The 13,932-nt window shown below is 67.8% G+C and carries 6 protein-coding genes and 1 pseudogene; 6 read left to right on the top strand and 1 reads right to left on the bottom strand.

Annotated elements, in window-relative coordinates:
* Positions 1-51: 51 nt before the first annotated feature.
* From OG349_RS10655 to OG349_RS10645, 3 genes and pseudogenes are all read left to right on the top strand, one after another.
* A complete protein-coding gene (locus tag OG349_RS10655) occupies positions 52-1,149 on the top strand; it encodes a hypothetical protein (protein ID WP_327234380.1) in 1,098 nt (365 codons plus the stop codon).
* 118 nt (positions 1,150-1,267) lie between these two features.
* A pseudogene (locus OG349_RS10650) lies at positions 1,268-1,654 on the top strand (nuclear transport factor 2 family protein); the annotation flags it as partial.
* Positions 1,628-2,116, top strand: a complete 489-nt coding sequence (locus OG349_RS10645; protein ID WP_327238520.1) for a YybH family protein — start codon at positions 1,628-1,630, stop codon at positions 2,114-2,116. The pseudogene OG349_RS10650 and the gene OG349_RS10645, both read left to right, overlap by 27 nt.
* 54 nt (positions 2,117-2,170) lie before the next feature.
* Here OG349_RS10645 and OG349_RS10640 read toward each other — a convergent pair whose 3' ends face one another.
* Positions 2,171-3,625 carry a tyrosine-type recombinase/integrase gene (locus OG349_RS10640; RefSeq protein ID WP_327234379.1) on the bottom strand — a complete coding sequence of 485 codons (1,455 nt, stop codon included), beginning with the start codon at positions 3,623-3,625 and terminating at the stop codon, positions 2,171-2,173.
* 44 nt (positions 3,626-3,669) lie between these two features.
* Here OG349_RS10640 and OG349_RS10635 point away from each other — a divergent pair, with 44 nt between their 5' ends.
* The 3 genes from OG349_RS10635 (at position 3,670) to OG349_RS10625 (ending at position 13,919) form a co-directional block, all read left to right on the top strand.
* Complete coding sequence (locus OG349_RS10635; protein WP_327238519.1) at positions 3,670-5,106, top strand: IS1380 family transposase; 1,437 nt, start codon at positions 3,670-3,672, stop codon at positions 5,104-5,106.
* A gap of 998 nt (positions 5,107-6,104) precedes the next feature.
* Positions 6,105-6,932 carry a glycoside hydrolase domain-containing protein gene (locus OG349_RS10630; RefSeq protein ID WP_327234378.1) on the top strand — a complete coding sequence of 276 codons (828 nt, stop codon included), beginning with the start codon at positions 6,105-6,107 and terminating at the stop codon, positions 6,930-6,932.
* A gap of 714 nt (positions 6,933-7,646) precedes the next feature.
* Positions 7,647-13,919, top strand: a complete 6,273-nt coding sequence (locus OG349_RS10625; RefSeq protein ID WP_442806374.1) for a DNRLRE domain-containing protein — start codon at positions 7,647-7,649, stop codon at positions 13,917-13,919.
* Positions 13,920-13,932: the final 13 nt, after the last annotated feature.

Genomic DNA, 13,932 nt, shown 5'->3' with positions numbered 1-13,932 from the left:
GTGTGATGATCACGGACGATGACGGGCCTGGGAAGGGACGGGGAGCACATCATGAGTGAGGGGTCCATACCGGACGAGGAGTGGGAGCGGTTCCTGCGCGAGGCCGCGGCCGGGACGCCGGGCGCGCCCGAGGAACCGTCGGCGCGGGCACGGATGGTGACGCGGCGTCTGGCGGCGGAGACCGGCCCCCCGCCGGGGTGGCGGACCCGCACACCGGCCCGGCGGCGCCGGGGCAAGGGCTGGTACGTGCTCGGACTGCTCGTCGCGATCGGTGTGCTGGTCGTGGCACTGCTGCCGGGCCGGCTGACCGGGTGGTGGGGGAACGGGGACCCCGACACCGGCAGCGCGCCGCTCGCCGCCGAGACGGCCCGCCCCGACCAGCCGCCGCCCACCGAGGCGGCGCCCGGACTTCCCACCGCCGACGACCCGTTCAGGGGCTCGCCCGCACGGCTGTGGAGCGACGGGGCGACGGGTCTGGGTCTGCCCGTGGCACGGGCGACCGGCTGGATGACGAAGGCGGAGGTCGCGCGGGCACTCGACCGCAGCCGCGCCTTCCTGGTCGCGTCCAGCCTGGACCCGGGGGTCCTGCGCGGAGAGCGGCCGGCGAAGGCGATCGCGGCGGTCAACCCCCAGCAGCGGGACGTCCAGGACTACCTGGCGGCCACCTTCACCGCACCCACCCGGGAGAACAGCCCTCTGCTGCTGTTCAGCCGTTTCGACAGCACGAAGGTGCGGCTCGCCGGTGACGTGGTCAAGACCCGGGGGCTGATCACGTACCGGGAGGGCGAGCGCGGCGCGGTCGAGGTCAGGACCGACGTCACGTACGTCTATCCGCTCGTACGGGCCGCGTCCGGCAGCGACGAGGTCGCGCGCACGATCGTGCGCCGCGAGGTGGTAATGAGCTGGGACGACCCGGCGAAGGTGTACATCGAGCCGGGCACGTTCTCGCTCGTCTCGTACAAGGTGGACTCCGCCAACGGCGGCTGTGACACGTCTGCCGGCTACTTCACCCCCGCGTTCCGCGCCGAACGCGCGGTCACGGGCCAGGGCGAGGGCCCCGAGGCCGACCCGTACGACCGCAGCACTCCGATGGACACCCGCATGCGGGACGCGGACGGCGTGGGGTGCGGGAAGGCCAGCCGGTTGTGAGATGAGTTCGGTGGCGGCCGGGAGTCTGCCCTTCGGCAGGCGGGCCGACCGGGCCGACACACGCCCGCACACACGCGCCGTGACGCGGCGCCGACCGGAAAGGACAGCGAACGTGGCCGTGACCGAGGACGAAGAGCGGATCCGGGGTCTGATCGAGCAGTGGGCCGGGGCGGTGCGCCGGGGCGATATGGACGGGGTCCTGGCGGACCACGCGGACGACATCGTCATGTTCGATGTCCCGCCCCCCTACGAGGGTGTCCGTGGCAGGGACGCCTACCGCGAGACGTGGCCGCCGTTCTTCGCGTGGCTGGCACAGGGCGCCGCGTTCGAGATCGAGTCGCTGGACGTCACCGCCGGGGACGAGGTGGCCTTCGCCCACGCCCTGCTGCGGTGCGGCACCCCGGAGGACCTCGCCGAACAGCCCGGGAGCCGTCTGCGGCTCACCCTCGGGCTGCGCAAGGAACAGGGCCGGTGGGTGGTGGCCCACGAACACCACTCCTTCCCCCACACCCCCGCCACCGGGCCCACACCCGCACCCGCCGCCGCGGCCGAGCAGGAGGTCCGCGCGGTCCACCAGCGGTGGTACGACGGCACCGCCGCGAAGGACCTGGACGGGCTGATGTCCCACATCGCCGAGGACGTCGTCTCGTACGAGCACAGCGAGCCGCTCCAGTACGTCGGCCGGGACAGCATCCGGGAGGAGTGCGAGCGGGGGCTCGAAGCGGCTGCCGGAGCCGTCGACTGGGACGTACCGGACCTCAGGGTCCTGGTCCGGGAGGACATCGCCGTCGCCTGGGGCCTCAACCGCATGCGGGCGGAGCAGCCCGACGGGGAGACGGCGGAAAGCTGGTCACGGGGCACGCGTGTGTTCCAGCGGAGGGACGGCGAGTGGACGATGATCCACCAGCACGTCTCGTTCCCCTTCGACCCGGAGACCGGCCAGGCGAAGTCCGATCTCCGTCCGTAGGAAGTCGGACCTCCGTCCGCAGGAGACGTACGCGTTTCGCCCGGCGGCCTCGTCCTAGCACTCGATGATGTTCACCGCGAGGCCGCCCCGGGCCGTTTCCTTGTACTTGACGGACATGTCGGCCCCCTGCTGCACTATGCCCTTGAGCTGCATGTTCGAGGGTATCCGAGGAGCGATCCATGCCCGCAGGGACTTCTCAGGGACTTTCGGCCGGGAGGGGTCCCGCAGCCAGGCGTCCATCGCGGCGAGCCCTCGCTGCCCCGCACCGGGCATGAAGTGGGCGTAGTGGTCGAGCGTGACCTTCGGTGTCGAGTGCCCGAGCCATTTGGACAGGCTGACGACCGACTCGCCGGCCTCCAGCTGCACGCTGGCGTAAGTGTGGCGGAGGACGTGGAACATGTCCTCGCGTGGGGCGGCATAGCGCGGGACCCGGCGGATTCGGTTGCCGTCGTGCCGCACCTTCTCGCCCACGGGCTTGATCAGCCCGGCGGCGGCGAGCGCACGCTTCCAGCTGCGGTCGTTCCAGGTGCGGTAGTAGATGCGGTTGCCGTGCGACGAGGTGAGGATCAGGTCGACCGTGATCGGCTTCCGCTGGCGCTCTTCGAGCGCGGTGGTGGGGGGCTCCGGGTTCCGCCAGGGCAGCGTGCAGGAAGTCGACGGGAATCGGCGGAAGTGAGCTCGGGCCCGGAGCGCGAGGTTGGCCGGCAGGGGGACCTCACGGGTCTTGCGCCCCTTGGGGAGCGAGAAGTAGGGGCGCCCCTTGATGTCCCACCTGAGCTGGCGGCGGACGTGGACGACTCCAGCCGCGAAGTCGAAGTCCTCTTCGGCGAGACCGAATGCTTCGCCTTGGCGCAGCCCGAGGCCGATGCCGAGATCGACAGCGATCTGGTAGCGGTCTTGCAACCCCGCGCGGACGGCGTTGACGACCTCACGTGACCACGCCTTGGCCTTGCTGTCGATCGCTCGTGGGGGCTTGACGCTGTTCTTCACCTTCATCGGGTTGCGCAGTAGACGCTGGTCGTCGACGGCACTGCCGAGGATCGAGGACAGATGTCCCCAGATCACCTCTGCCGTCGACTCTTCGACCCTCGTGAGCAGTCCGGCCTTGAAGGTCCGTAGAGCGGAGGCGTCGATCTCACGCAGGGCGTAGTCGCCCATCAACGGGATGATGTGATTCCAGATGCGGCTGCGCATCGGGTCCGCCGTCGAGGGCTCGTCGGAGCGGCCCGCCCACCAGTACTCGGCGATGTAGTCGGCGAGAAGGATCTCCCCCTTGCGGGGATCGACGAACTCACCACGGCTGGAGTCCGTCTTGGCGGTGGCGAGCCACTGCTTCGCGTCCTCGCTCGTGTGGAACGACCGGTCCTGGATACCCGGAATCCCCTTCACCCGATAGCGCTTCCCGGTGCCGTAGATCGCGGTCCGCTCCCGCTTCCCGGTCAGCTTGTCGGGGCGCTTCTTAACCTCGCCGTTTCGGTTGGGATGAGGCCGGAAGCGGGGTGGAAACACGAAAGTGCCTTCTGAGCTGGAACGATGAACCTTGTCGAGGGGTTCTGTCGGTCCAAGCGGAAGGCACTTTCTGCGTGCAGGGTATCGGTTCTCGTCCCAAGCTCCACGTCTCCGCAGACGGTTCGGGGGTGGTCGGGCACACCGGGGCACGTTTGCTGGCGGATCTCGCCGAGGCCACCGGCCTGTTCACCGCGTACTCCACTGCGCTCAGGCCGCTACGACCACGCGGCACCGGGCATGATCCGGGCCGGACCGCCACCGATCTCGCGGTGATGCTCGCCGACGGCGGTGAGGCGATCGGGGATCTGGCCGTGCTGCGAGACCAGGGCGAGGTGTTCGGCCCGGTCGCCTCCACGCCCACGGCCTGGCGGTTGCTCGCCGACATCGACAAAGCTGCGCTCGCTTCGCTGCGAGCGGCTCGCGCTTCGGCCCGGGAAGTCGCCTGGATGCAGGCCGCCGAGACCGGCGAGGGCATACCCGCTGTCCGAGCCGGCGGACGCGAACTTCCCGGCCTGGTCCTGGACCTCGATGCCACGCTGATTACCTGCCACTCAGAGAAGGAACAGGCCGCGCCCACCTATAAGGGCGGTTTCGGCTTCCATCCGCTGCTGTGTTTTCTCGCGAACACCGGCGAGGCCGTGTCCGGCCGGCTGCGGCCGGGCAACTCCGGAGCCAACACCGCCGCCGATCACATCGCGGTACTGGGCGACGCCCTCGCGCAGATCCCCGACGCTCACCGGCACGGCACCGCAATCCTGGTCCGCGCCGACAGCGCCGGATCCGCGAAAGCCTTCCTGGCCCACATCCGAACCTTGCGCGAGCACGGGTTGGACCTGCGTTTCTCGGTCGGATACGCCATCACCGAGCCGGTCCGCCGCGCAATCCGCTCGCTGCCCGAAGACCTCTGGCATCCCGCCCTGGACCAGAACGGGACGCTGCGCAACGGCGCCGAGGTCGCCGAGCTGACCGGCATGGTCAACCTTGCCGGCTACCCGGCCGGCACCCGCATCACCGTGCGGCGCGAACGACCCCACCCCGGCGCCCAACTATCGCTGTTCGACCTGGACGAGGGCCTGCGGCACCAGGTATTCCTTACCGACACCCCTTACTCCAGCGGCGGCTCCGCGCAGTTCCTGGAGGTCCGCCACCGCGGACACGCCACCGTCGAAGACCACATCCGGTGCGGCAAGAGCACCGGCTTCGGCCGCTTTCCCTCCCGCCACTTCACCATCAACGCCACCTGGCTCGAACTCAGCCTCGCGGCAATCGATCTCCTCGTCTGGGCCCGCGTCCTCCTGCTGGACGGCGAACTCGCCGCTGCCGAACCCAAGAAACTCCGCTACCGACTGCTGCACGTCGCCGCCCGCCTCACCCGCGGCGGCCGGCGCCTCCGCATGCGGATATCGGCGACCTGGCCCTGGAGACACGAACTGGTCACGGCCTTCCACCGCCTCGCCGCACTGCCCCGACCAGTTGGCTGACCGGCCGCCCCCACCCACCCACGACCGAAGGACCCTGGAGAACCCGACCACCGCGCCGGGACTCCACCATGCCCAGGCAACAAAATCGCCTCGACCACCCCACATCTGGTGATCAGCGACGCCGCTTCAGCCCAACCGAAACGGCGAGGTTAGCTCACGGGCCAGAGGCTTTCCGATGGACGCTCCCAGGAAGGTCTGTGGGAGTCTGACAGCCCCGGTGATTCGGCTCTTGTGGCTAGCGGTGCCCGTCCCGGTGGCCAACTGGTGGCCGGACGCCTTTGGATGACGTAACAAGGGGTAGCACAGACCAACCGGCCGCGCATGCTCTGATCAGGCAGAACGTCACTCAGCAGCATGGCGCGGCACCAGACAACACGAACGCTCACGGTCTTGTAATGCGTAGGTCGTCGGTTCGAATCCGACAGGAGGCTCCAAGGCTAACCCCAGGTCGGGCCGCTGACCTGGGGTTTCTGGTTTTGTTTGGCCTTGGGATTCGGGCTAATCGGGCGCGTGTGGTCTGTGCATCGCAATGCGTAGGTCCGAGGTTTGCAGTCGGTGGACATGCTCGACTGCAGGGCCGTGAGCTGGGCTTTTATTTCATTCGGCTGGACATTCACTGCCGTGTGGTGGCCAATCGGAGGCCAAACGCGCAGCGGTTGTGCAGCCCTTCCGGGAATTGGAGGCGTGCCTCGGGACGCAGAGCTGTGTCAACCCGACAATCATGCGTCCGTCGCACCACATGCTGGGGCCGTTCTGGGAGCCGACCGCGAAATGTCGTTCTCAATGGCAGCGCCCCGACGCTCGTCGACAGCGCGGGGGGTCTGAGGTTGAGTGCGCAGGAACAAGCCCAGCGGAGTCCAGTGTGTGACGGGCTGGTGCTAGCGTCCGCCGGTGCGGCTACGAGCGGGTGTACTTGTGCCTCGAGGCCGCATCGCATGACCCCTGCTGGTGAGGGCATCGGCGGTCAGGGCTCTTTCAAGATCAGAATGGGGTGGGGAATGTCCAAGCACAGGTTGTCCAGGAGAGGCCGCTACATCGCCTGGGCGGTGGCGGGTGTGGTCGCGGCCGGGGGCGCGGGGGTCGCGGCGCAGACGTCGATGGCGGCGGGCGCGCTGCCCGCGCAGAAGACGTACACCGGGCGGGCCTTCGACGCCTGCACGGCGCCGTCACTGGCGGCGATGAAGGCCTGGCACGGAGGGCTGTACGGAGCCGCCGCGGTCTACGTCGGGGGGAAGAACCGCGGCTGCGCGCAGCCGAACCTGACCGCGTCCTGGGTCAAGTCGGTCAACGCCACCGGCTGGAAGCTCATCCCGCTGTACGTGGGCGCCCAGCCGCCCTGCCAGAGCGGCAAGAGCCCCGAGAAGTTCACCGCGGCCAACGCGGCCTCCCTCGGCGCGAGCAACGCCACCGACGCCGTCACCAAGGCCTCGGCCCTCGGCATGAAGGCCGGCAGCCCCGTCTACCTCGACATGGAGCCGTACACCCTCACCGACAAGGCCTGCAACGACGCCGTACTCACCTACGTACGGTCCTTCAGCAAGACCCTGCGCGCCAAGAACTACCGCGCCGGCTACTACGGCTTCAGCAGCTCCAGCGCCAAGGCCATCGCCACCGCCACCAACAAGACCGACCTGCCCGGCAACCTCTGGTACGCCCTGTGGGACAACAAGTACACGACCACCACCGACTGGCCCTGGGACCCCAAGCTCTTCACCAACCACAGCCGCGCCCACCAGTACATGGTCAACAGCAAGGAGACGCGGGGCGGTTACACCATCACCGTCGACCGCAACGCCTGGGACGCCCCCGTCGCGATCGTCGGCTGAGAGTGCCGCAGCCGGGTGAACTCGTAGGGTAGGAGCCCCGGACGGTGCGACAGGCGGCCTTCTGCCGAGTACGGCTCCGACAAGGAATGGCATGGGCTCAGCAGAAGGCCGCGTTTTGTCGCGTCACGAATACCGGCAGGGACTCATGCGCCGCCAGATGAGGTTCACTCCGGAGTAGTCCGGCCGGGAATGTGTTGCGCACCAGGACGATAGGACGCCTGGGGGCGGCACCTGTCTGTGCAAACGGAATCCCCACTCCGGCGCGGAGCTATGGAGCCAGCGGTCGGCCACATCCGAAGTGCGTCGAGACACCGCCACTCCTGTGCCGTGCTCGCGCACATCAGGCATGCGGCGGTTACATCCAGGACAGGGCGGCGCACCCGTGCCGTGGTGCGACTGGGTTCAGGTGGTCCCCTCCGGACACGAGTCTCCGGGCGCCAACTTGACTGACAGACGGCGTGATTGCGATCGCAGGACCGAGGTCCAAGTGGTGTTAGTCCAATGAAATCGATGGTTGCTCACGGGGCAGTAGCGGCAAAGTGGCCAATAGTGGGTGTGAGGGTTTAACTGGTCAGCATGATCAACATCACATGCTCTTACGCTTAGTGATGTCAAAACTGCGCCCTGTGTGTAATTTTGCGATCTTTTGGTGATCGTTAGGTTCACATAAGCGTCACGGATGTGTCGCTCGTGTGGATGGGAGATCGAACACTCATGACCCTTCATAGAGCCGTGCGTCACCAGCGAGGGCGACCGCAGGCCCTGCTAGGTCTGCGTTACACGGCCGGGAGTCTCGCCCTGATCCTGGCCGTGACCCTGATCGACGGTGCGAGTGTCGCGGTGGCCACTGTGCCCGAGGGCCCCGTTGCTGCGAAAAGCTCAGCGCCCGCGCCGACGCAGGCGGCGGACCTTCCTTCCGCGCGCGTCGCTGCGCGGCTGTCGGGCAAGCGTGTCGAGGCGTTGTCGGAGCGCACCGAGACGTCGACGACGTGGGCGAACAAGGACGGTTCGCTCACCACCGAGCTGGCCGCGGGGCCAGTTCGTTTCCAGGACGATGCCACCGGGGCGTGGCGTGATGTCGACCTTGACCTGGTCGCCAACGCTGAAGGTGACGTTGAGCCCAAGGCGCATCCCCGCGGGTTGAGACTGGCCGGGAAAACAGGCGTTCCTGCTACCTCGCTGAAGTCCGCCCAGAAATCCGAAGCCGCCGACTTGGTGACGCTGGGAGAAGGCGACCAGCAGATCGCGCTTCAGTGGCGGGGTGGCCTGCCGGCTCCGAAACTGGACGGAACACGCGCCGAGTACGTGAACGCGGTGCCCGGCGCCGATGTGGTGGTCGAGGCGACACGTACCGGTTTCGAGCAGTTCGTAGAGATCAAGCAGCGGCCCACGTCCGACGCCTACGCCTACACCCTGCCGCTGAGGGCCAAGGGCCTGAAGGCGACCCAGCAGGACGACGGCAGCCTGCTCTTCACCGACAGGAAGAGCGAGAAGCAGGCTGTCATGCCCGCCCCCGTGATGTGGGACGCCACGGTCGACAAGGCATCCGGGGAGCATACCCATCGCGCCCGTGTGGGTATGAAGGTCGTTCCGGCCAAGGGGGGCGTCGACCTGGTTCTCACCCCGGACGCCGAATTCCTCGCGAACCCGGAAACTACGTACCCCGTTACGGTCGATCCTTCGACGTCCTCGCTGGGCAACGTCTTCGACACGTACATCCAGCAGGGCGAGACCGTCGACCTCTCGACCGACGTCGAGTTGGACTTGGGCAACCCCGGCACGACGAACGCGAACGGCACCCCGCGTACGGCCGAGTCCTTCATCACCTGGAACACGGCTCCCATCCAGGACGCCCTGGTCTCCACCGCGAAACTCAGCCTGTGGAACTTCCACTCCGGCAACACCACCTGCACCGCCCAGCCCTGGGAGGTCGGTTCGGCCGCCAAGGCGTCAACCTCCTCGCGCTGGACGGCTCGACCGGCCTGGACCGCCACGAAGGCAACCTCGACGGAGACCCGCGGCAACACCGCTTGCACCGCGGCCCCTGACGGTTGGATCAACGCCGACGTCACCACGCTGGTCCAGGAATGGGCGTCAGCGAAGAACACCACCTCCGGCATGGGCCTGCGCGCTGTGAGCGAGGCCGCGACCGCCCAGTGGAAACGCGTCAACTCCGCCAACGCCGCGACGAACCCCCCGAAACTGGTCGTCACCTACAACTACCGGCCCCGTACCGGCACCGACCAGCAGGCGGGACCACCGTTCTTCAAGAACACCACGGGCAACTGGTTTGTCAACACCATGACACCCACGCTGCGCGACACCTTTGTCGACCCGAACAACGACAAGGTCGACGGCACGTTCCAGATCTTCGACAATGCGACAGGTGCTCAGGTCGGCGATGTCCTCGTGTCGCCGTACGTCCCCTCCGGGCAGCCGGCCTCGGTGACCGTTCCGGCCGGCCTGCTGACAAACGGCAAGACGTACAAGTTCCGCACGTCGCCCTACGACGGCACCAGCTACAACGTGGGCTGGTCGGCGTACGCGGTCTTTACCGTGGACACGTCCGTGCCCTCCGCGCCGTCCTCCGTCGCCTCGACGGACTACCCGAGCGGCCAGTGGGTCAAGGGCGCGGGTCAGGCGGGCCAATTCACCGCCGTCCCGGCAGCCGGTGACCAGAACGGTATCGAGTGGTCCCTCGACGGCACCTCGTGGACCAAGGTCGCCACGAGCGGTACCACCACCCCAGTGATCATGTCCGTCACCCCGCCCAAAGCCGGAACCAACACCCTCCAGGTCCGCGCGACAGACAAGGCGGAAAACAAGTCCGAGCCGATCACCTACACCTTCCACGCCGGTCCCGGCGGTGTGACCCTGCCCGATGACGGCACCCGCACCGCCGCCCGCGTTCCGCTCCTGGCCGAGGCCGACGGCACCAAGTTCGACAAGGTTGCCTTCTCCTGGCGCCGCGGTGACGCCGACACCTGGACCGCTGTCCCCGCGCAGGATGTAACCAACAGTGGTCAGGCCATTGCGTCATGGCCGATCACGCTGTCCTCGGGCAAGAGCCCGAAGCTGACCTGGAACGCCACCTCGACCGTCGACCCCGACGGCGCGGTACAGATACGGGCGGAATTCACCGGTCCTGCCGGTGCGACCGCAGCGTCCGACCCGATCACCGTGGTCGTGGACCGCAGCGCGGACGGGGCCGCATCCGAGAGTGTCGGCCCCGGTACGGTGAACCTCCTTACCGGCGACTACACACTCTCCGACACTGACGCCGAGTTCTTCGGTATGACGGTCAACCGCACCGCATCCTCCCGTTCACCCCAGGCAGGGGCCGACCAGCAGGGCCAGACGCCGATCTTCGGCAAGGAATGGTTGTCGGGCACCGTCGCGGACGTCGTCGACTCCGACTTCACCGAAATCCGCAAAACGTCCGCCACCTCGCTCGACGTGGTCACCAGCGACGGTTCCACCGTCACGTTCACCGCCAACGCCGCAGCCAGCGGGTGGGTCCCCGAACCGGGGTCTGAGGACCTGACCCTCATGGGCGTCCTCACGACCGGTTCGTTCACGCTGTCTGACACGGCGGGCACGGTGACGACCTTCTCCAAAGTCGCCGCCGGTGCCACCACGTGGACAGTGACAAGCTCGCTGGCGGACGGACTGGCGAACTCCACCACCAAGGTGGTTTCGGAGGCAGTCACGATCGACGGCACCGTCCGGGCCCGCCCCAAGCGCATCATTGCCTCCACCACCACGACCACCCTGGCCGCGTGCGACGCGGCCCCGTCGACGAAGGGCTGCCGGGTCCTGGAGTTCGTGTACGCAGGCACCACCACCGCCACGTCATCGACCCTCGGTGACGTGAAGGACCAGGTCTCGTCGGTCAAACTCTGGTCGACTGCCCCCGGTGCGGCCACATCCACCGCAACCCCTGTCGCCGCCTACAACTATGACGGCTCAGGACGCCTCAGGAACACCTGGGACCCACGGATCTCCCCGGCGGTAAAGACGGCCTACACCTACGACAGCTCCGGCCGGATCACTACACTCACCCCGCCCGGACAGCTCCCCTGGACGTTCACCTACGGCCAAGCGGGCTCCAACCCGACCTCCGGGCCCGGGATGCTGCTCAAGACTTCCCGCGCCACGCTCACGCCCGGCAGCGCCTCCCAGACGAACGGCACAGCCGAGAACAACGTGGTATATGGCGTGCCGCTGACTGGCAGTTCCGCCCCGAACAACCTCGGAGCCGCCGCCATCGCGTCCTGGGGGCAGACAGACGTTCCTACCGATGGAACAGCTGTCTTCCCTGCTGATCAGGTCCCGTCCGCGAACGACGGTGCCGCCCTGGGCGCGGGCGCCTACACGCGCGCCACCGTTCACTACCTGAATGCCTCGGGTCGCGATGTCGACGAGGCCACTCCGGGTGGCCACATCGCGGCCACCGAGTACGACCAGTTCGGCAACACGGTCCGCGTGCTGACCGCCGCGAACCGGGAACTGGCGCTCGGCACGACCTCGGCACAGAAGAGCCAGCTGGTCGACCTCGGCATCAACGCGCTCTCCTCCGCGGAACGGGCGCAGCTGCTTTCCAGCACCTCGGTATACGACGCCACCGGTACCAGGGAAACCGACGTCTACGGACCACTGCGGCAGATCACGCTGGCGGCCGACCTCGCCAGTGGCTCCTTCACGGTCGCCACGGCGGGAAGCCAGGCCCTCGCTCGCCAGCACTCCGTCAAGGCGTACGACACCGGGCGTCCCACCGACGGCACCGCCGTCGTAAAGGACCAGGTCACACGGCAGACGGACGGTGCACAGCCGCGGTTCTGGCCCGACCTGCTCGCCGATCCCCGTGCGGTCGCCATCGGGTTCGACTGGGTCCTTGGGCAGCCCACCAGCGTGACCAATGACCCCGGTGGGCTGGCGGTCACCACGGCCACCGCCTACAACAGCCAGGGTCAGGTCATCAGAACTACGAAGCCTGCGTCCACAGGAACCGATGCCGGCACGACGCTCGCCACGTACTACACGGGCGACGGCACCGGCCCTTGCGGCGGCAGGCCGGAATGGGCCGACGCGCTGTGCCGCACCACGCCGGCCGCGGCTGTTTCCGGCGGGGGGACCAACCCCAGCCAGCTCCCCGAGAAGACCGTCGAGTACGGGCTCTTCGGACAGACCGCGAAGGTTACGGAGACGGCCAACAGTGTCACCCGCACCACCACGACGGTCGTCGATGCCGCAGGCCGTCCCACGACGGTCACCATCACCGGTGGCATCGGCGCAACCGTGCCCGTGACGACCCTCTCCTACGACATTGACACCGGGATCCAGGACAAACAGACATCGACAGCCGGCGGCACCATCGCCAAAACGTATGACCAGCTCGGCCGTGAAACGTCCTATGCAGACGCCGATGGCGGGACTACCTCGACCCAGTACGACGCGCTGGACCGGCCTGCCAAGGTCATCGACAGCGTGCCGTCGACCACCATCTACACCTACGACACCGCAGCCGACCCGCGAGGCCTCGCGACATCGGTCACGGACTCGGTCGCGGGCACGCTGACCGCACGCTATGACGCCGACGGCACCCTGATCGGCCAGGGTCTACCCGGCGGCTTCACCATGAAACTGGAGCAGGATCCGGCGGGAACACCCGTCACCCGCACGTACACCCGTGACAGCGACGGCACCGTGCTGGTTTCCGACAGCGTCACATCCACGGTGCAGGGACAGGTTGCCACCCACGCCGGCACCCCCGGTGTCACGGCCTCGCAGTCCTACACCTACGACAAGGCGGGCAGGCTGGCCCGGGTCCAGGACACGAGCACCGACGCCGTCTGCACCACCCGGTCCTACACCTTCGACAAGAACTCCAACCGCAAGACGCTGGCCTCCGCCACCGCCGCAGTCAACGCCGACTGCACCACCACGGGCGGTACCACTACGTCCTACGGCTACGACAGCGCGGATCGCCAGGTGAGCTCCGGCACCACCTACGATGCGCTCGGCCGCACCACCGTCCTGCCTGGCTCCACTGTCGCGTACTTCGCGAACGACCTCGCCCAGCAGCAGACCGTCGGAACCCAGCGCCAGACCTGGACGCTGGACTCCAACATGCGATTCCGGTCCTGGACGCAGGAGACCAACAACGCGGGCACGTGGAGCCAGACCGAGGCGAGGACCAACCACTACGACTCCGACTCCGACAGCCCTCGGTGGATCGTCGAGAACAACACCAGCGGAGCCCTCACCCGTAATGTGAGCGGCCTTGACGGCAATCTCGTCGCCACCACCACCAAGACCGGTGGCGCGGTCCTCCTCATGGCCAACCTGCACGGCGACATCACCCTCGCCCTGCCTGCGGACACTGCCCAGGCTCCGACTGTCCTCGACGCGGACGAGTACGGTAACCCCCGTGCTGGACAGGCAGCCTCGCGCTACGGCTGGCTCGGCGACGAGCAGCGGTCCAGCGAGACCCTCACCGGTCTTACCCTCATGGGCGCCCGTCTGTACAACCCGGTGACCGGCCGCTTCCTCCAGACAGACCCGGTAACGGGCGGCAGTTGCAACGCCTACGACTACGTGTGCGGTGACCCCGTCAACATGGTCGACCTCGACGGGAGGATGGCCGCACTGGCCCTCGTGGGCGCCGCCGGACTCGGAGTGAGCGCAGGCACCGCACTCGCTATCATCGGCGTCGGAGCTGTGCTAGCCATCATCGGGCTCATCTGGTGGTACGGGAAGAGCTGGGCCATCCGCAAGGTCAAGTACCTGTGGAAGGAAGCCAAGAAGTCCGGCAAGGCCAAGGGCAACGACGTCCCTGACTTCGCGAAGGGGCAGCGCAGGCACGCCGGTGAAACGCTGGACAAGGCGACGGACCGGGTGATGAGGCACGGAAAATACCGTCCGCCGTACAAGAAGGGACCTGGATCCATCTACAACAAGGTGCGGAAGTACCTGTCCCGGAACTGACGGCGCACGACGG

The organism is Streptomyces sp. NBC_01317 (assembly GCF_035961655.1).
Lineage (GTDB): Bacteria > Actinomycetota > Actinomycetes > Streptomycetales > Streptomycetaceae > Streptomyces.
This window is presented reverse-complemented; position numbering and strand designations above follow the sequence as displayed.

What these genes read in the sequence shown, in the direction of transcription:
- OG349_RS10655 (WP_327234380.1), top strand. Translation starts at nt 52, where the DNA reads ATGAGTGAGGGGTCCATACCGGACGAGGAGTGGGAGCGGTTCCTGCGC.
- OG349_RS10630 (WP_327234378.1), top strand. Translation starts at nt 6,105, where the DNA reads ATGTCCAAGCACAGGTTGTCCAGGAGAGGCCGCTACATCGCCTGGGCG.
- OG349_RS10625 (WP_442806374.1), top strand. Translation starts at nt 7,647, where the DNA reads ATGACCCTTCATAGAGCCGTGCGTCACCAGCGAGGGCGACCGCAGGCC.